The sequence below is a fragment of the Streptomyces sp. NPDC058662 genome (assembly GCF_042716255.1).
Classification (GTDB): Bacteria; Actinomycetota; Actinomycetes; order Streptomycetales; family Streptomycetaceae; genus Streptomyces.
Window position 1 is genome coordinate 174,178 of sequence record NZ_JBHXRU010000001.1, and the last position, 17,481, is coordinate 191,658.

Here is a 17,481-nt window from a genome sequence, read left to right on the forward strand (position 1 = left end):
CGTCAGTGGGCGGTTGAGTTCTGCGCGGTGTACGTCCGCTCCTTCACGTCGACCTCGACCTTGACGGGCCCGGCCTTCTCGAAGCGCAGCTCGACCGTGACCTTGTCGCCCACCTTCGGCGCGCTCTTGAGCCCCATCAGCATGATGTGGTTGCCGCCGCGCTCCAGCTTGAGTTCCCCGCCGGCGGGCAGGTCCATGGAGGGGACCTGCTGCATCTTCTGGTCCTTGGTCTCGTGGATCTGCAGATCGTCCGAGAGCGGGGAGGACGCGCCGACGAGCTTGTCCGCGGTCTTCGAGGCGTTCTTGATGATCATGAACGCGCCGGCCATCCTGGTGTTGACCGGCTCCGGCATGAAGGCACCGCTCACCACCGGCGCGGCCTGGTCCGCGCCCCCCGCGGAACCGGACCCGGAACCGGAGTCCGAGGAGCAGGCGGACACGGCCAGCGCTGCCGTCAGGGAGAGGGCGGCGGCGAAGGTGCGGGTGGCGCGGGCGTTCACGGGTTCTCTCCCTTGACGAGCTTCGGCAGGTCCTTGGCGTAGTCGTCGACGGTGGTGCCCTCGCCGTAGAGGACGTAGCCCTCGTCGGTCTTGGGCGAGAACGCGATGACCTGGGCGCCGTGCATGGAGACGACGCCGCCGTCGGCCTCCTTCTTGGCGGCCTCGATGCCGATACCGAGCGAGCGCGCGGCGGCCTGGATGGTGGCGAAGTCCCCGGTCAGTCCGGTGAAGGACGGGTCCTGGGCCCTGAGCCACGCGCCGAGGGAGTCGGGGGTGTCCCGTTCGGGGTCCGTGGTGACGAAGACGACCCGCAGGTTGTCCTGGTCCGCCTGGGGCAGTGCCTTCTTGGCGACGGCGATGTTGCTCATCGTCAGCGGGCACACGTCGGGGCAGTTGGTGTAGCCGAAGTAGATGAGCGTCGGCTTGCCCTTGGTCTGCTCGCGCAGGTTCCAGGGCTTGCCGGTGGTGTCCGTGAGGACGAGTTCGGGCTTGGCGAAGGGGCGGTCGAGGACGGTCGCCACCTTGGTGTCACTGCGGTCACCGGAGATCTGGGTGACCGAGTCGGGCTTGAGAGGCTCGCCGCCGCAGGCGGAGAGCGTGAGGGCGGCTGCCGCGACGAGCGCGGCAGCCGTCACACGTGTGGTGCGCATGGAGAGATGTCCCTGGGATCGGGGCTGTTACGGACGTGCTGCGGGTGCGGCTGTCAGGCGGAGCGGCGACGCGAGGAGACGCCGAAGGCGACGCCGCCGAGCCCGATGACGATGCCGGCGACGCCGAGAACGCGCGCGGTGGTGTCCGAGCCGCCCTCGGCGGCCTCGTTGTGGTCGTCCTTGTGCTCGTCCGCGTTCTTGCCCTCGGCTCCGGGCTTGGCGCCACCGCCGTGGTGGTCGCCGGCCGCGGCGGCGGTCAGCTTCAGGACCGGGGCCGGGTTCTGCGGCTCCGCCGCGCCTTCCTTGGGCTCCTCGATCCACCGCACGACTTCGCCGTTGTCGTACGTCTGGATCGCCTTGAAGACCATCTGGTCGGCGTTCTCGGGCAACTTGCCCAACGAGAGCGGGAACTGCTGGAACCTGCCCGGCTCGATCCTGCCGCCGGACCAGGTCACCTTGGTCACGGCCTTGGTGATCTGCTTGCCGTGCACGGTCAGGGGCGTGGCGAGGTCGCTGGTCTCCACCTTCACGGTCCAGCCGGGCACGTCCTGCGGCATGACCGACGACAGCGGCTGGTCGACCGGGAAGTTGACCTCCAGCTGGGTCGTCGACGCGTTGTCGCGCTCGTTGGGGACCTTGAAGTCGAGGGTCGCGTAGCCGCCCTTGGTGGCCTCGCCCGGCTGTACACCGACGTGGGCGAGGGCCGGGCCGGAAAGGACGAGGACGGTGCCGGCGGCGAGGGCCGCGGCGAAGGAGACGCGAGAGGTCTTCATGCGGGAAACACTCCACGGAAGCGGTGGTGACACGGCTCCGCGTGCGGACGCGCGCGGAGTTCGCGGCACCGGTGCTCCCGCATGTGTCCCGGGGAGGAGGGTGCCGCGTCAGGCTGCGAGGGCGAGCGCCGTGGGCGGCCCGCGCCTGATCACCGAGTGCTGGAGGGGTTCGCCGCCGCTGGTGGGCGACCGGTCCGCATCGGCCGGCGGCGTCCGCGGGGCCCGGGCGGGCGCGCCGGGGAGGCCGGCGCACAGGGCGCGTACGTAGGCCAGTGCCGTGCGCAGCGGCCTGACCGGGGCGGCCTCGGCGGAGACCCGGGACAGTTCGGCGAGCCGGAGGAGCGCGGCGTCGCCGCGGCCGAGCAGCCATCCGGCGGCGAGCGCGGCCAGCAGGTGGCCGAGCAGCATGGCCGGACTGAGCAGACCGGTCGCGGGCGCCGCCGCGGTGGCGTCCGCCAGGTGGGCGTGCGCGCCGTGGGCCCGGTCCGCGAGCTGCCCGGCCTGTGCGGCCTGTCGGGCCAGGGAGGCCGGGTCCAGGCCGGCGCTCTCCAGGACCCGTCGGGCGTCGTCCGGGCTCAGGGGTACGGTGTTGCCCCCGCACACCAGCTTGGCCGCGAGCGCGGCGAGCGAGCTGTCGGAAGGCTGCACCGGGGCCTGGGCAGCGGCCGCGCTGTGCTGGCCGAGACCGAACAGCGCGTGCAGGCTCAGCTGTCCGGCAGCGAGCCCGGCGGCTATGCCGGGGAGGTTGCGCCTACGCCCCGCGAGGGGGACGGCGACCGTGAAGACCGCGAGGAAGCCGAGGCAGAGCGACCACCACGGCACGGAGGCGCACGAGGCCAGGACGTGCCCGGTCGCGGACAGCACGACACAGACCGCGGTGAACACCGCGGCCCGGATCAGCCGGAGGCCGACTCCGGCATGCGTCGCGTGGGGGGCAGTCATGGCCGGGACATCATCGCACTGCGCCCCTCCTCTCCATACGGCAGGTCCGGAAGGTCCCATGAGTCCCTTGTGGCCCTCCGCATACACGCGGGCCCGGGCGAGTCGCGTCGGCCGAACGAGGGCAATGCGCGCTCGGACGGCCCCGAGGGGCTTACGGGCCCGTGGGGGCGGCAATAGGTAACCGTATGAGCATCTGGTGGTCTCTCCACTTGAGGCGCGAAGCCGCGAGCGTGCCGCTCGCCAGGCGACTGCTGCTGGGGACTATGGAGACCGCGGGGGTGGACCCGGACATCTCCTTCGACCTGTCGGTGGCGCTGAGCGAGGCCTGCGCGAACGCGGTGGAGCACGGCGGGATCAGGAGCGGGGACGTCCCGGACGAGACCGGGGCGTACGACGTCACGGCCTATCTGGACGGCGACCGCTGCCGCATCGAAGTGACCGATTCGGGTCCGGGGTTCCCGCCCGCGACGGTGGCCCGCCGCAGACCCTCGCTGGCTGAGCACGGCCGGGGCCTGCATCTGATCGCCGAGCTCGCGGACCACGTCTGCCTGGGCAACCGGCCGGGCCGCGGCGCGGTGGTGAGTTTCGACAAGATGCTCAAGTGGCGCGACGACGCGCTGCTGAGAGCCTCCTGAAGGGGCGGATCGGCGGACCAGCGGACCCGGAACCGGGGAGCGCCCCGGGCGCCCGCGGACACGGCGGTGGGCGGGACCCCTGAGGGATCCCGCCCACCGGCACCCGTGCGGCCGGACCTCAGCTCCCGGCGTTCCTCTCGTCCAGGAGCCGGGCCATCCAGGCCTCGACGTCGTGCGAGGCGCGGGGCAGGGCGGCCGACAGGTTCCGGTTGCCGTCCTCGGTGACCAGGATGTCGTCCTCGATACGGACGCCGATGCCGCGGTACTCCTGCGGCACCGTCAGGTCGTCGGTCTGGAAGTACAGGCCCGGCTCGACGGTGAGGCACATGCCGGGCTCCAGCGTGCCGTCCACGTACGCCTCGGTGCGCGCCGCCGCGCAGTCGTGGACGTCCATGCCGAGCATGTGGCCGGTGCCGTGCAGGGTCCAGCGGCGCTGGAGGCCGAGCTCCAGGACGCGCTCCACGGGGCCCTCCAGGAGCCCCCACTCCACCAGCTTCTCCGCCAGCACGCGCTGCGAGGCGTCGTGGAAGTCGCGGAACTTCGCGCCCGGCCGCACGGCGGCGATGCCGGCTTCCTGGGACGCGTGGACCGCGTCGTAGATCTTGCGCTGGATGTCGGTGTAGGCACCGTTGATCGGCAGCGTGCGCGTGACGTCGGCGGTGTAGAGGTCACGGGTCTCCACCCCGGCGTCGAGCAGCAGCAGGTCGCCGGGGCGGACGTCGCCGTCGTTGCGGACCCAGTGCAGGGTGCAGGCGTGCGGTCCGGCGGCGCAGATGGAGCCGTAGCCGACGTCGTTGCCCTCGACGCGGGCGCGCAGGAAGAAGGTCCCCTCGATGTAGCGCTCGCTCGTCGCCTCGGCCTTGTCGAGGACCTTCACGACATCCTCGAAGCCGCGCACGGTGGAGTCGACGGCCTTCTGCAGCTCGGCGATCTCGAACGCGTCCTTCACGGCGCGGGCCTCGGAGAGGTAAACGCGCAGTTCCTCGTCACGCTCCTTGGTCACCTTGTCGGTGAGGGCGGACTCGATGACGGAGTCGTGGCCGCGCACGGCGCGGACCGGACCCTCGGCCTCGGTGAGGGCCTCGGCCAGTTCGCGCACGTCCTTGGCGGGGATGCCCAGGAGCTGCTCCGCCTCGGCGAGGCTGTGGCGGCGGCCGACCCAGAGCTCGCCCTGGCCGGACAGCCAGAACTCGCCGTTCTCCCGGTTGGAGCGGGGCAGCAGGTAGATCGTGGCGCGGTGCCCGGTGGGCCCGGTGGGCTCCAGCACCAGTACGCCGTTCTCGCTCTGGTCACCGGTGAGGTACGCGTACTCGGTCGAGGCCCGGAAGGGGTACTCCGTGTCGTTCGAGCGGGTCTTCAGCCGGCCGGCGGGCACGACCAGGCGCTCGCCGGGGAACCGCGCGGACAGCGCGGCGCGGCGGGCGGCGGTGTACGGGGCCTGGGCCACGGGCCGCAGGCCGTGCAGCTCGGTGTCGGCCCAGCCGTTTCGCATGCTCTCGGCGAGTTCGTCGCTGACGCCCGGGTACAGCCCGTTCTTGCGCTGCTTGGGTGTCTTCTTGGGCTGCTCTTCTTCCGGGGTCTCCGGGGTGAGCTCGTCAGCCACGTCTTCTCCTCAGCTACGACATGCACGGCCCTGGGGGTGCGGACCTTCAACCAGTATGTGCGATATGACCCCCGCGAGGGGTTGTGCCATTTCGCACATACCGTCCGCACCCCGCGCTCCGCGCCGCAACCGTCCGACTCACTCGAACCGGGCGGCGAGCAGGACGACGTCCTCCGTGGCGTCAGCCGGCGTACCCTCCGGCAGCACGGTCCGCAGGATGTGGTCGCAGAGGGCGGCCGGGTCCTCGCGGGCCGTCCGGGGGACCCCGGCCGCGGCCGCGTGCAGTCGGGCGTACGCGCGGTCCATGGGATCTCCGGTGCGCCGCAGTAGCCCGTCCGTGTAGAGCAGCACCGTTTCTCCCGGTGCGGGCTCGATCTCCACGCTCGGCGCCTCCCAGCAGGAGAGCATCCCCAGCGGCGCGGAGAGCGTGGTCTCCACGTACTCGGTCCTGCGCTCGCCGATCAGCAGGGGCGGGGTGTGGCCCGCCCCGGCCAGGATGATCTTGCGCTCGGCGGGCTCGCAGTAGGCGAAGAGCGCCGTGGCCGAGCGGGCGGGCTCGGTCAGGCGCAGCAGCAGTTCCAGGTCGGACAGGACCGCGACGGGGTCCTCGCCCTCCATCACGGCATAGGCGCGCAGGGAGGCGCGCAGCCGTCCCATCGCGGCCACGGCGCTCGGGCCGGAACCGGTGACCGAGCCGACGGCCAGCCCCAGCGCCCCCTCGGGCAGCGGGAGGGCGTCGAACCAGTCGCCGCCGCCGTGCGGCCCGGTGTGGTGCCGGGCGGCGAGCTGGACGCCGGGGATCCGGGGCAGTCGGCTGGGCAGCAGTTCCTCGGCGACGGTGGCCAGGCGCGCGCGGGACCGTTCGACCTCCAGCATCCGTGCCAGGTGCTCCGCGGCGTGCCGGACGTAGAGCCCGGCGAGGTCGCGCTGGCGGTCGCTCGGTTCGGCCTGCTCGTCGTAGAGCCAGACGGCCGCGCCGAGCCGGCCGGTGGCCTCGGCCGTCAGCGGGAGCGCGTAGCTGGCGGCGTAGCCGAGCCGGGCGGCGACCTCGCGGTGGCGGGGGTCCACGGGTGCGGCGAAGCCGCCGGCGCCGGCGGGCGCACCGGGTTCGGGGAGGACCTCGGAGCCGCCCTGGGCGTCGGGGAGGCCGTCGAGGATGCGGCCGTAGGAGGTCGCGCTGCGCGGCACGGTCTCGATGTGGCCGAGGTCCGCGCGGCCGAGACCGAGGCCGATCGTCGTCGTGGGGCCGAGACCGTCGGAGGGTTCCAGGACCACCAGGCCGCGGCGGGCGCCGACCAGCGCGGCGCCGGCGCGCAGGAATTCGTGCAGGGAGGAGTCGAGGTCGTTGGCGCGGGCCAGGCGCTCGGTCAGTTCGTGGAGGGTGGTGAGGTCCGAGACCATGCCCGCGAGCCGGTCCTGGATCACACTGCCCGGGGCGGGCTGAGGCACCGGTACGGGGACGGTCCGCGCGGATGCGGGCGCCGCAGTGTGCGGTGACGCGGTAACTGCTGGATCGATTCCAGCCACTTTCGGCAGATGCGGAGCGCTCACGGCGTCCGCCTTTCCACCTGGTGCGATTCGCCATATAGCATCGCAAACCCCCAGATCGTGCTGCGCCGCCATCAAGGAATCCACATCTACACGCACACGTGGATGCATGTCCAGCATTGCCCAGGTGGGAATCCTGGTGTCCATGGGGCGGCAACTCACTGTCCAGCCAAGGCTAGAACTTGGCCAAAAAAAGCTGGGACCCGACGGTTTTCGGGATCGACTGGGCGGGCGCCGCAGACGGCCCGGGTACGTAATCACCAACACCGGGGGCCAGTTGGCGCCGCCCGGCAGCCCCGACGGTGTCCCGGCACGCACCGGGAACCGACCGGCGCGCGGCGCCGTCCTTAGCGGCGGCAGCCGGTCTCGGGACCGGTACGGGTCGCACTCCGCCCCCGCCGGACGTTTGATGGACCCGTACGAAGACTGCACGAACCGCGTGAACCTGCTTCAGGCGGACAGTGACGCGACATGTGTACGTGCAGTGAGGCACCGACTGCACGGTGTGATGTGGCCCTCGACGTTCAACGGAAAGGAACGAGCGCTCATGCGCGAGATCCTCGGAAGGCGTCTCCAGCGGCTCTGCGATCGTTTTCGATCCCTGCGCCCCGATCCTGAGCAGGGCGCTGCGCCGGCTCTCCTCGAAGCGGCGCTCACCTGCGCCACCGTGTGGAAATGGCCCGTGCTGCCCGGTGTCGGGCGCTGCGGCACGGACAGCTCGCGCTGTGCGTGCCCCGACCCCGACTGCGTCGTTCCCGGCGCCCACCCCTTCGACCCGGGGCTCCTCGCCGCCACGACCGACCCCCGGATGCTGACCTGGTGGTGGACCAACCGGCCCACCGCTCCCGTCCTGATGGCGACCGGCGGCAGCGCCCCGTGCGCCGTGAGCCTGCCGGCCAACGCGGCCGCGCGGGCCCTGGCCCGACTGGACGCGCAGGGGATGCGGCTCGGGCCGATCGTGGCCACGCCCACCCGCTGGGCGCTGCTGGTGGCGCCCTACTCGCTGGAGCGGCTCGGCGAACTCCTCTACGCCAAGGACCACGTGCCGTCCTCGGTGCGCTTCCACGGGGAGGGCGGCTACCTGCTGCTGCCTCCGTCGGCCGCCTCCAGCGGCGGCCGTGTGCGCTGGGAACGGGAGCCGCACGCCCTGGACCGGGTCCAGCCCGCGTCCGACCCGCGCCGCAAACCATCGGCCCGGGGCGCCGCATCCCCGGCTTCGACCGTGTGGCTGCCCGAGGTGGAGGCGGTCGTGGACGCGCTCGTCGAGGCGAGCAGTGGCGCCCCCGGTGGCGGCAGCCGTCTCGCGTACTGACCCGGCCTTCCTCGGCGGTCACTCGTACGGGTGCCGACGTGACGGGTTTCCAGGGGAATTGGGCGCGGGGATCTCCGTGCCCCATTCCCGCATCGCTATGTTCGGCGAATGAATCTCCGCCTGATCGGTATCGGCGCCGGTGTGTTGATCATCTTGTCGCTTCCCCTGGCGGGAGCGATCGCCGGACCGGATTCGGCCGGTCAGGACGACGGGAAAGGCGGCGGCTTGTTCTCGACGCTGGGGCTTTCACCCGCGCGCACGACGGATCCGGTGCGCACGTCTGCGCCCTCCGCGCCGTCACCGGATCCGGCGGCGGCGCCGGGGAGCCCCGACCGGCCCGGTCCGCAGGAGCAGCCGCGCACCGACTCGCGCTGCGGCCCCGAGGTCTCCTCGCCGCACGGAGTCGAGGGGCAGACCTGCGTCCTGGTGAGCGACGGGGCTACGTGGGGCCGGACTTACTACCGGAACACCAGCGGCCGCACCCTGGACGCGGTACTGACGGTGATGGGTCCCGCCGGGCGTACGGTGCAGATCCGCTGCGCGGTGGGCGAGGGCGACGAGCCCGGTCTGTGTGAGACGCCGCGGGAGGCGTCGGCCGGCGCGCCCGACGCTTACTCGGCAGTTGCGGAGTTTGCAGTTCCGGATGATGAAGGGAAGCTGCTGCTGCGGTCCGGGAGCAACTCACCGGTGCCGAGTGACGGTTGAGAACCGCTGGAAAAGGAAGGGCCCGGTCGCTGGCGACGGGGGATGCACCAGCGACCGGGCTACAAGAACGGTAACAAGAGATCGCCTGTTCGCAAATTCGATCTCTGATATTCAGACACGGATTTGCTGGCGATTAGCGGGAGTTGTGACCCCGGTCACCGGTCCCGCCCCTGCCGCGGCAGTCAGCTGAGGGTCACCTGGCGGTTGGTCAGTCCGCCGCGCGCCCGGCGCTCGTCCGCGGTCAGCGGGGACTCCGTGGCCAGGGCCGCGGCCAGCCGTTCCGCGAACTCCGCGGCGGGCTTCTCCACATCGTCGGCGGTGACCCCGGTGGGCAGGTCCCAGACGGGGACCATCAGGCCGTGGGCGCGGAAGGAGCCGACGAGTCGGGTGCCCTCACCGAGCGAGGAGGTACCGGCCGCGTGCAGCCGCGCGAGGGCGTCGAGCAGCTTCTCCTCGGCGTGCGGCATGACCCAGCGGAGGTGGTTCTTCTCCGGGGTCTCGCACCAGTAGGCCGCGTCCACGCCGGCCAGCTTGACGGTGGGAATGGCGGCGGCGTTGGCTCGTTCCAGCGAGGCGGCGATCTCCGGAGAGGCGTTCTGCGCGTTCTCCGATTCCGGAATCCAGAATTCGAAGCCGGTGTGGACAACAGGCTCGAAACCGCCGTCGAGGTCCAGCACATCCTGGAGCCGGGAGCCCTCGGCGGGGACGCGGCGGGCGGCGACGGGCGTGCCCGGCTCGGCGGCGAGCGCCCGTTCCAGGGTGTCGGCCATGTCGCGGGCGAGGTCGCCGGTGGACGACTCGTTCTGCAGGCCCAGCAGGACGGAACCGTCCTCCCGGCGCAACGCCGGCCAGGCCATGGGCAGTACGGTCACCAGCGTGACGGAGGGAACGCCCTCGGGCAGGCCGCCCTTGAGGTTCAGCGGGACGGTGGCCGCGGGCACGAGTTCGCGCAGCGCGACCCAGTCGCACTCACCCGGCAGCCCCTCGAAGGGGCGCTGGACGTGCTCGGTGACCGCGTGCGCGGCGGCGGCGCCGTGGCAGGCCTTGTAGCGGCGCCCCGATCCGCAGGGGCAGGGTTCACGGGCGCCCACGACGGGGATCTCACCGTTGTTGAGCTGCGGCTTTGCAGTCTTGGCTGCGGGGCGCTTCTTGGCCATCGTGGGTGTCTCCCGGTTGCGGCGGTACGGCGTCGTGTCTGGGCGCGAGCCTAGCCGTTCGTACCGCCGGAACCGGTGGGGTGCGGCCGGGAGCACGGTCGGCGTGCGCTCCCGGACGGCCGCCTGTGCGGATGACCGGTACTGCTGTCCCCGCGGGGATCCGTGTCGGGGATCCCGATCAGGGATCCAGATCGTCGAAGGCCGAGATGAAGTCGATCGCCGGGGGCGCAACGCGCGTAGCGAAATCCTCGTGCCGGGGCCCACAGGCGACGATCACCCACACGGTGACCTCACCCGCCGCTCCGTCCCGGACACCCCAGTCCTGGGCCAGGGCGCTGATGATGTTCAGCCCCCGCCCGCCGTGCGCGGTGACCGACGGCGTGGCGGGAACCGGGCGGGTGGGCCCGCCGCCGTCCGTGACCTCGACCGTCAGTCGCCCCGTCCTGTCGATGCGCCACGCGGCGCGTACCTCCCCGTCCCCGACCTCCCGAGCGCCCAGCGGCCGGCCGTGACGGCAGGCGTTGCTGAGCAGTTCGGAAAGGATCAGTACGGCATCGTCCACGACCGATTCGGACACCCCGCTGATGCGCAGCTGCTCGCGCATCCGGTGCCTCGCCTTGCCCACGCCCGCAGGACCATGGCGTACGTCCATGCACGACGACGTGGGCACTTCCTGTGCCACCACCAACGCCACCCCCGGAACCTCCTTAGCCCCACGCATGGTCTGGATGCCCCAATGGCCTGGACCGGAAACCGCCGAAGTGGAGCCCCCTGGCGCATTCGCACCGGTCGTATGCGGAACGGATGCGCCGGAGCACACCCTGTTACCGTCGTGCCACATGTGACGTGTGGGTAAAAGGGGGTGTCAGCGCCCCAGTTGTGACAAAACCTGACGAGGTCTGTTCGTGATGATCGCTTCAACGCCCAGATCCGCGCACAGCTGAACATCCACCGGTTCGTTCACGGTCCATACGTGAACGGAGTGCCCGGCGCCCTGGAGTTTGCGGATGAAGCCGGGGTGGTTGCGTACGATCCGCATCCCCGGCCCGGCGATCGTCACCCCGGCCGGAAGTCGCCCGTCCCGCATCCGGGGCGAGATGAACTGCATCAGGTACACCGTCGGGATCGTGGGGGCGGCGGCGCGCACCCGGTGCAGGGAGCGGGCGGAGAAGCTCATGACGCGGACCGGGTGCGGCCCCTCGGCGGGCGGCGCGTCCAGGCCGAAGCGTTTCAGCAGGAAGAGGAGCCGCTCCTCCACCTGTCCGGCCCAGCGGGTCGGGTGCTTCGTCTCGATGGCCAGCTGTACGGGACGGCCCGCGTCGGAGACCAGCTCCAGCAGACGCTCCAGGGTGAGCACGGAGGTCCGCTCGGGGTCGGCGTCCCAGTCGGGGGACTCCTCTCGGTCCTTCCAGGACCCGAAGTCGAGGGCGGCGAGGTCGGCGAGCTCCAGGACGGAGACCGCGCCGCGGCCGTTCGAGGTGCGGTTCACCCGGCGGTCGTGGACGAGGACCAGGTGCCCGTCGGCGGTGAGCCGTACATCGCATTCGAGGGCGTCGGCACCGTCCTCGATCGCCTTGCGGTAGGCGGCCAGGGTGTGCTCGGGGGCATCCTCCGAGGCGCCGCGGTGGGCGACGACCTGGATGGGGCGCGGCGTTGCGTGGGTCACCGGCTCATGGTGCCACCGAGTGGGGCGCGGGCGTCGGGGACCGCCCCTGGAGGTGCATCTGAAATGTCGGATATAAAGAATGGCAGGAGATGCACAGGTCCGGCTTACAGTGCTCTGACGGGTCATGGGAAAGGCTTTGCTCAGGAACTTGTGCGGCACGTCGAACGTTCAGTCGGACCGATCGCCAGAGATTTCTGAAGCCGTGTGTGACGAGGAGAGAGCGCTGTGAGCACCGAGAACGAGGGCACCGCGGCCCCGATGCCCCCCGCGGCCCCGTCCGCACCCCCTGCTCCGGCCGCCGAGACGCAGGCATCCGGCGGTGCGGGACCGGCCGCCCCCGCGGCGGCCCCGGCAACGGCGCCGACCGCCGCCGAGCCCGTGACGCAGCAGCTCCCGCCGACGCACGCGTACGGCGCGGAGCCGGCACCCGGCGCCGAGCCGACGTATCCGCCGGGTGCCGAGCCGACGCAGCCGATCCCGCCCGCCCCGGCGTACGCGGCCCCCGGGTACGGCGACGCCCCGGGCTACGTACCCGTCCCGCACACCCCCGCCGCGTACGGCGCCGAGGGCTGGCCGCCCCCGCCGCCCGCGGTGCCGGCGTACGGCGGTGGCGGCCACGGCGGGGTCTGGGGCGCGCCCCTGACCACCGACGGCACCCCGCCGCGCAAGCCGAAGGGCAAGGGCGGTCTGATCGCGGGCGTGCTCGCGGCGGCTCTCCTCGCGGGCGGCATCGGCGGCGGCGTGGGCTACTGGGCGGCCGAGCGCAACGACAACGGCACCGGGTCGACCACGATCAGCGCCGGCAACACCCCCAAGGACCTCAAGCGCGAGGCCGGCTCCATCGCGGGTCTCGCCTCGGGGGCGCTGCCCAGCGTGGTCACCATCGAGGCCTCGGCGGGCGGCGGCGAAGGCGGCACGGGCACCGGCTTCGTCTACGACCAGCAGGGCCACATCCTCACCAACAACCACGTCGTCGCCTCCGCCGCGAACGGCGGCAAGCTCTCGGCGACCTTCTCGGACGGCAAGAAGTACGACGCCGAGGTCGTCGGCCGGGCCGAGGGCTACGACGTAGCCGTCCTCAAGCTGAAGAACCCGCCCGCCGGTCTCAAGCCGCTGCCCCTGGGCGACTCCGAAAAGGTCGCGGTCGGTGACGCGACGATCGCGATCGGCGCTCCCTTCGGCCTGTCCAACACGGTCACCACCGGCATCGTCAGCGCCAAGGACCGCCCGGTCGCCTCGGGTGACGGCTCCGGCAGCAAGAACTCGTACATGAGCGCACTCCAGACGGACGCCTCGATCAACCCGGGCAACTCCGGCGGTCCGCTCCTCGACGGACGGGGAGCGGTCATCGGCATCAACTCCGCCATCCAGTCCGCGGGCAACGGCGGCTTCGGCGGCGGCCAGGCCGGTTCCATCGGCCTCGGCTTCGCCATCCCGATCAACCAGGCGAAGAACGTCGCCGAGTCGCTCATCAAGACGGGCAAGCCGGTCTACCCGGTGATCTCGGTATCGGTGGACCTCCAGGCCAAGACGAACGGCGCGAAGATCTCCGAGCAGGGCGCGGCGGCCAACGAGCTCGTCGACCCGAGCGGCCCGGCCGGCAAGGCGGGGCTCAAGCCCGGCGATGTGATCACCGAGTTCGGCGGCAAGTCCATCGACAGCGGCCCGACCCTGATCAGCCGGATCTGGACGTTCAAGCCCGGCGACACGGTGAAGCTCACCTACCTGCGCGACGGCAAGCCGACCACGGTCGACATCACCCTCGGCTCGCGGGTCGGCGACAAGTAGGGCAGGGCCACTGGCTCGATCGGCGCGGGGCCGTTGGGGGTATACCGCCTACGGCCCCTCCCAACGTCCGCTTATGCTTCGCTGGTGTTCGATTCTCGGCACATACGGACGTTCCACGCGGTGGTCGCCTCCGGGTCGTACTCGGCGGCCGCGCGCGTGCTGGGGTACACCCAGCCCGCCATCACCCAGCAGATGAAGGCGCTCGAACGGGCCGTCGGCACCCCGCTGTTCACCCGCGTGGGCCGCAAGATGCAGCTCACCGAAGCCGGGGAGTCGATGTCCCGGCACGCCGAGACGATCCTCGGCAGCCTCTCCGCCGCCGAGGCCCAGCTGAAGGCGTACGCCCGGCTGCGTACCGGACGGGTCCGGCTCTGCGGCTTCCCCAGCGCCAACGTCACCCTCGTACCGGAGGCCCTCAGCGCCCTGGCCAAGGACCACCCCGGAATCCAGGTCGAGCTGCTGGAGGGAGAGCCTCCGGAGTCACTGCGACGGCTGGAGCGCGGGGAGTGCGACATCACTCTGGCCTTCACCTACCCCGGGCTGCACGAGGAGGTACCCGACGAGGTCGCCGAGGTCAGGCTGCTGGAGGACCAGCTGACCGTGCTGCTCCCGACGGGCCACCCCCTGGCCCGGCGGCGCGCCGTGCACCTGGCCGACCTCGCCGAGGAGCGGTGGATCGCGGGCTGCCCGCGCTGCCGGGCGAATCTGCTGCACGAGTGCGCCGAGCTCGGCTTCGTACCCGACATCCGCTTCGCGACCGACGACAACCTGGTGGTGCAGAGCCTGGTCGCACAGGGGCTGGGCGTGGCCATGATGCCGGCCCTGGTGCTGCCCTCCCTCTCGCTCAGCCGGGTGTGCGGCCGCGCACTCCAGCCCGCCGCCAGGCGCCATATCGCCGCCTACGTCTACCGCGACCACCTGCGGATCCCGGCTACCTCGGTGGTGCTCGAAGCGCTGCAACGGGTCGCGGCGAACCGGGTCGGCTGCTGATCGCCCTCCACCCGTCCCGGGCGGATCCCTGCCGCCGGCCGTCGACCGTCCCATAAGCAGTGCTTGGGATGCGGGGTCGTAACTGTCGTTGGACGTGATGGAACGGCGGCAGCACGCTGCGCGTATGACCACCACCACACCGGCCCGTACCACCACGAGGATGGCCGCCCTCGTCAGTGAGATCCGCGCGGTCGTGGACCGTGGCCTGGCACCCGACCTCACCGCCTACCTGGTGGGCGAGCGACTCGCCCCCCACCTGGGGGCGCCCGACCTCCTGACGCCCGCCCAGCGTGAGGGTGATCCCGAGCGCTACCGGCAGCACATCCTCCACGCGGAGTCCGACGGCAGCTTCTCGGTGGTCGCACTGGTGTGGCTGCCGGGGCAGGAGACCTGTATCCACGACCACGTCTCGTGGTGCGTGGCCGGCGTGCACCAGGGCGAGGAGAGCGAACGCCGCTACCGGCTCGCCCCGGGTGCGGACCAGGCGCGGCTGGTCGCCACGGAGGACGTGGTCAACGGGCAGGGCGAGGTCTGCGGTTTCGCACCGCCCGGTGACATACACAAGGTGCGCAACTCCTGTGCCAGCACAGCCATATCCGTGCACGTGTACGGAGCCGACGTGTCCCGGCTGGGGACCAGCATCCGCCGCGTCTACACACTCCCCGTCGACTGATGGCCCTGCTGAACCGCCCGGTTCACCGGGCACCGCGGCCTGGGCGTGTTTCACGTGAAACATCGACCCCCTGGCCCGGGCTGGGGCTCGCGGTGGCCGGCGCACTCACGGCCTGGTGTGTGCACCTCCTCATCCCCGCGGTACCCCTGCTCACCGCGGCTGTGGTGCTGGGCATCGCGGCGGCGCACCTGCCCGGCCTGCGGCCCCTCATCCGCGGTACCGCGCGCCCGGGGCTCTCCCTGGCCGGGCGGCGGCTGATGCGGATGGGCATCGTCCTACTGGGTCTCGGGCTCGGGCTGGACCAAGTGCTCCGGCTCGGCTGGGCGACTGTGGCCATGGTCGCGGGAGTGGTCGCGGCCACCTTCCTCGGCACACTCTGGCTGGGGCGGCGGCTTGGACTCCCCGGCGACCAACCGCTCCTGATCGCCACCGGCTACTCGATATGCGGCGCCTCGGCGATCGGGGCGGTGAGCGAGGTGTCGGGCAGTGACGAGGAGGACGTGGCCGCCTCCGTGGCGCTGGTCACCCTGTGCGGGACGCTCGCCATAGCGGTACTCCCCCTGCTCCAGGGCCCCTTGGCGCTCACCGATGCGGAGTTCGGGCGCTGGGTGGGAGCGAGCGTGCACGACGTCGGCCAGGTGGTGGCGACCGCGCAGACGGCCGGTCCCGGCGCGCTCGGCGAGGCCGTCCTGGTCAAGCTGATGCGGGTGGCGATGCTGGCGCCGTTGGTGGCGGCCGTGGCCTTCTCCGTACGGGCCCGGCGGCGCGGGGTGCGTACGTCCTCGGGCCGGCGGCCCGCTCCTGTTCCGCTGTTCGTCGCCGGTTTCCTGGCGGCCGTTGCGCTGCGGGCCACGGGCATCCTGCCCGAGGCGGCGCTCGACTGGGCGCACACGGCTCAGGAGGCTCTGCTGGCGGCCGCCCTGTTCGGTCTCGGCACCGCCGTGCATCTGCCGACGCTGTCCAAGACGGGCGGTCGGGCCGCGGTGCTGGGGCTCGGGGCCTGGGTGGTGGTGGCAGGGGTCTCGTACGCGGGGGTGCTCCTGACGGGATGACCGCACGGGGGACGGGAGTTGGCCAAATGCTGGCCTGAACCGACCGAACGTTCCGACTGCCCGCTGACATCGACGCCCGGCCGTGCCACTCTGCCCCGGCGAGCGGCACGCCGCGCCGCCCCTCCGCCGCCGCACCGAGCCACCCGCGCGGCAGCACTCGTACGGCACCACTCGCACCGCACCACTCGCACCGCACCACTCGCACCGCACCACCCGTACCGCACTACGCGCACCGCACTACGCGCACAGCGCCACCGCGGGGCAGCGCCCGCGCAGCACCACCCGCGCAGCACCGCCCGCACAGCCGATCCGCACCGACCGTTCTCACCCCCACCCTGCCCTGGTCCGACCGACAGGACCGGACCGGGCACGGCAGAAGGAGTCATGCGTGAATCGTCATCGCACAGCTGTGTCCATCCTCTTGTCGGCAGGCGCCCTGATCGCGGGAGCCGTGACGGCGGCCACCCCCTCGGCCGCCGCGGACGCCCCGGCGTCCTTCCGGCAGCAGCACGCCCAGGGCTTCTGGACCGCGGAGCGGATGAGAGGCGCCACCCCGCTCGACGTCACGGCGGTCCCCGGTACGGCACGCACGCCGGTCGCGACCTCCGCGTCCCCCACCCGTGTCGCGCCGACGGCCGCGGTGTCGCCCACGGCGTTCCCGCAGCCGGGCGGGGCCTGGACGGGCGGCGGCGCGGTGGTGAAGACCTCCGGACGCGTCTTCTTCACCATGGGCGACCGCACGGCCTCCTGCTCCGGCGACTCGGTCACCAGCGCCAACGGCAGCACGGTCATGACGGCCGGCCACTGCGTGAAGTACCAGGGCGCCTGGCACACCAACTGGGTCTTCGTGCCCGCCTACAACAACGGCGCCGCGCCCTACGGGCAGTGGCCGGCGACGAAGACCTTCGCCACGGACCAGTGGGCCGCGAGCGAGGACATGAACCACGACGTCGGGCTCGCCGTCGTCGCCCCGCAGAACGGCCAGAAGCTGAACCAGGTGGTCGGGGCCCAAGGCATCCTCTTCAACGGCGGCTACAACAAGAGGATGTACTCCTTCGGCTTCCCGGCGGCTGCCCCGTACGACGGCACCAAGCTGGTCTACTGCAGCGCGAACAGCGGCAAGGACTTCCTGCTGACCAAGGACCACAGCCTGGCCTGCAACATGACCGGCGGCTCCAGCGGCGGCCCCTGGTTCCAGGACTTCAACGAGGCCACCGGTCTGGGCACCCAGGTCTCGGTGAACAGCTTCGGCTACACGTTCCTCCCGAACCGCATGTACGGCCCGTACTTCGGCAACGAGGCGAAGGCGGCCTACGACAAGGCCCAGACGGCCTGACCCACGCCCGCCCCCGCCACCCCCACCGACCGGTACTCTGTACCGGCCAGGTGGGTTGCCCGAGCGGCCTAAGGGAACGGTCTTGAAAACCGTCGTGGCAGCGATGTCACCGTGGGTTCAAATCCCACACCCACCGCCAGGTCAAAGAAGT

General features: G+C 71.8%; 17 protein-coding genes and 1 tRNA gene. 9 read left to right on the forward strand and 9 right to left on the reverse strand.

The features are described from left to right. Positions 1-2 precede the first annotated feature (2 nt). The 4 genes from ACFWUQ_RS00815 to ACFWUQ_RS00830 form a co-directional block, all read right to left on the reverse strand. On the reverse strand, positions 3-500 hold the full coding sequence (locus tag ACFWUQ_RS00815; RefSeq protein ID WP_384531240.1) for a copper chaperone PCu(A)C: 498 nt from the start codon (positions 498-500) through the stop codon (positions 3-5). Further along, complete coding sequence (locus ACFWUQ_RS00820) at positions 497-1,150, reverse strand: SCO family protein (protein WP_384531242.1); 654 nt, start codon at positions 1,148-1,150, stop codon at positions 497-499. The genes ACFWUQ_RS00815 and ACFWUQ_RS00820 overlap by 4 nt, the downstream gene beginning before the upstream one ends. A gap of 53 nt (positions 1,151-1,203) precedes the next feature. Further along, positions 1,204-1,923 (reverse strand): YcnI family protein, encoded by a 720-nt coding sequence (locus tag ACFWUQ_RS00825; protein WP_384531243.1) that lies wholly within the window; start codon positions 1,921-1,923, stop codon positions 1,204-1,206. A gap of 108 nt (positions 1,924-2,031) precedes the next feature. After that, positions 2,032-2,865, reverse strand: coding sequence for a hypothetical protein (locus ACFWUQ_RS00830; protein ID WP_384531245.1), 834 nt, complete (start codon positions 2,863-2,865; stop codon positions 2,032-2,034). A 185-nt stretch (positions 2,866-3,050) separates the two neighbouring features. Between ACFWUQ_RS00830 and ACFWUQ_RS00835 the strand changes: the two genes are divergently transcribed. Then, positions 3,051-3,500 carry an ATP-binding protein gene (locus ACFWUQ_RS00835; protein ID WP_384531247.1) on the forward strand — a complete coding sequence of 150 codons (450 nt, stop codon included), beginning with the start codon at positions 3,051-3,053 and terminating at the stop codon, positions 3,498-3,500. A 118-nt stretch (positions 3,501-3,618) separates the two neighbouring features. On the opposite strand, the gene ACFWUQ_RS00840 is transcribed toward ACFWUQ_RS00835, so the two are convergent. Together ACFWUQ_RS00840 and ACFWUQ_RS00845 are read right to left on the reverse strand one after the other, a co-directional pair. Then, a complete protein-coding gene (locus tag ACFWUQ_RS00840) occupies positions 3,619-5,103 on the reverse strand; it encodes an aminopeptidase P family protein (protein WP_384531249.1) in 1,485 nt (494 codons plus the stop codon). Between the two features lie 138 nt (positions 5,104-5,241). After that, positions 5,242-6,771: a PP2C family protein-serine/threonine phosphatase gene (locus ACFWUQ_RS00845; protein ID WP_384531346.1), complete on the reverse strand. Its 1,530-nt coding sequence runs from the start codon at positions 6,769-6,771 to the stop codon at positions 5,242-5,244. A 427-nt stretch (positions 6,772-7,198) separates the two neighbouring features. Here ACFWUQ_RS00845 and ACFWUQ_RS00850 point away from each other — a divergent pair, with 427 nt between their 5' ends. Beyond that, positions 7,199-7,963 carry a bifunctional DNA primase/polymerase gene (locus ACFWUQ_RS00850; protein ID WP_384531251.1) on the forward strand — a complete coding sequence of 255 codons (765 nt, stop codon included), beginning with the start codon at positions 7,199-7,201 and terminating at the stop codon, positions 7,961-7,963. A 108-nt stretch (positions 7,964-8,071) separates the two neighbouring features. Next, positions 8,072-8,668 carry a hypothetical protein gene (locus tag ACFWUQ_RS00855; RefSeq protein ID WP_384531253.1) on the forward strand — a complete coding sequence of 199 codons (597 nt, stop codon included), beginning with the start codon at positions 8,072-8,074 and terminating at the stop codon, positions 8,666-8,668. A gap of 182 nt (positions 8,669-8,850) precedes the next feature. On the opposite strand, the gene ACFWUQ_RS00860 is transcribed toward ACFWUQ_RS00855, so the two are convergent. The 3 genes from ACFWUQ_RS00860 to ACFWUQ_RS00870 all read right to left on the reverse strand — a co-directional run bounded on the left by ACFWUQ_RS00860 (position 8,851) and on the right by ACFWUQ_RS00870 (position 11,491). After that, complete coding sequence (locus ACFWUQ_RS00860) at positions 8,851-9,825, reverse strand: DUF5926 family protein (protein WP_384531255.1); 975 nt, start codon at positions 9,823-9,825, stop codon at positions 8,851-8,853. Positions 9,826-10,003: 178 nt separating this feature from the next. Continuing rightward, a complete protein-coding gene (locus ACFWUQ_RS00865) occupies positions 10,004-10,477 on the reverse strand; it encodes an ATP-binding protein (RefSeq protein WP_384531256.1) in 474 nt (157 codons plus the stop codon). A 213-nt stretch (positions 10,478-10,690) separates the two neighbouring features. Next, on the reverse strand, positions 10,691-11,491 hold the full coding sequence (locus ACFWUQ_RS00870; protein WP_384531258.1) for a glycerophosphodiester phosphodiesterase: 801 nt from the start codon (positions 11,489-11,491) through the stop codon (positions 10,691-10,693). Between the two features lie 225 nt (positions 11,492-11,716). Between ACFWUQ_RS00870 and ACFWUQ_RS00875 the strand changes: the two genes are divergently transcribed. The 6 genes from ACFWUQ_RS00875 (at position 11,717) to ACFWUQ_RS00900 (ending at position 17,469) form a co-directional block, all read left to right on the forward strand. After that, on the forward strand, positions 11,717-13,279 hold the full coding sequence (locus tag ACFWUQ_RS00875; protein WP_384531260.1) for a S1C family serine protease: 1,563 nt from the start codon (positions 11,717-11,719) through the stop codon (positions 13,277-13,279). 84 nt (positions 13,280-13,363) lie between these two features. Then, the gene (locus tag ACFWUQ_RS00880) at positions 13,364-14,269 is read left to right on the forward strand and encodes a LysR family transcriptional regulator (protein WP_384531262.1); all 906 of its coding nucleotides are present in this window, start codon (positions 13,364-13,366) and stop codon (positions 14,267-14,269) included. Positions 14,270-14,393: 124 nt separating this feature from the next. Continuing rightward, on the forward strand, positions 14,394-14,942 hold the full coding sequence (locus ACFWUQ_RS00885; RefSeq protein ID WP_384531264.1) for a cysteine dioxygenase: 549 nt from the start codon (positions 14,394-14,396) through the stop codon (positions 14,940-14,942). Further along, positions 14,942-15,994 (forward strand): YeiH family protein, encoded by a 1,053-nt coding sequence (locus tag ACFWUQ_RS00890; RefSeq protein WP_384531265.1) that lies wholly within the window; start codon positions 14,942-14,944, stop codon positions 15,992-15,994. The genes ACFWUQ_RS00885 and ACFWUQ_RS00890 overlap by 1 nt, the downstream gene beginning before the upstream one ends. 388 nt (positions 15,995-16,382) lie before the next feature. Then, positions 16,383-17,330, forward strand: coding sequence for a trypsin-like serine peptidase (locus ACFWUQ_RS00895; RefSeq protein WP_384531267.1), 948 nt, complete (start codon positions 16,383-16,385; stop codon positions 17,328-17,330). 49 nt (positions 17,331-17,379) lie between these two features. Next, positions 17,380-17,469: transfer RNA gene (locus ACFWUQ_RS00900), tRNA-Ser, on the forward strand. Positions 17,470-17,481: the final 12 nt, after the last annotated feature.

Coding starts and splice junctions, on each gene's coding strand:
- ACFWUQ_RS00820 (WP_384531242.1), bottom strand. CDS start 1,150: ATGCGCACCACACGTGTGACGGCTGCCGCGCTCGTCGCGGCAGCCGCC.
- ACFWUQ_RS00825 (WP_384531243.1), bottom strand. CDS start 1,923: ATGAAGACCTCTCGCGTCTCCTTCGCCGCGGCCCTCGCCGCCGGCACC.
- ACFWUQ_RS00830 (WP_384531245.1), bottom strand. CDS start 2,865: ATGACTGCCCCCCACGCGACGCATGCCGGAGTCGGCCTCCGGCTGATC.
- ACFWUQ_RS00835 (WP_384531247.1), top strand. CDS start 3,051: ATGAGCATCTGGTGGTCTCTCCACTTGAGGCGCGAAGCCGCGAGCGTG.
- ACFWUQ_RS00845 (WP_384531346.1), bottom strand. CDS start 6,771: ATGCTGGACATGCATCCACGTGTGCGTGTAGATGTGGATTCCTTGATG.
- ACFWUQ_RS00850 (WP_384531251.1), top strand. CDS start 7,199: ATGCGCGAGATCCTCGGAAGGCGTCTCCAGCGGCTCTGCGATCGTTTT.
- ACFWUQ_RS00855 (WP_384531253.1), top strand. CDS start 8,072: ATGAATCTCCGCCTGATCGGTATCGGCGCCGGTGTGTTGATCATCTTG.
- ACFWUQ_RS00860 (WP_384531255.1), bottom strand. CDS start 9,825: ATGGCCAAGAAGCGCCCCGCAGCCAAGACTGCAAAGCCGCAGCTCAAC.
- ACFWUQ_RS00865 (WP_384531256.1), bottom strand. CDS start 10,477: ATGGACGTACGCCATGGTCCTGCGGGCGTGGGCAAGGCGAGGCACCGG.
- ACFWUQ_RS00885 (WP_384531264.1), top strand. CDS start 14,394: ATGACCACCACCACACCGGCCCGTACCACCACGAGGATGGCCGCCCTC.
- ACFWUQ_RS00890 (WP_384531265.1), top strand. CDS start 14,942: ATGGCCCTGCTGAACCGCCCGGTTCACCGGGCACCGCGGCCTGGGCGT.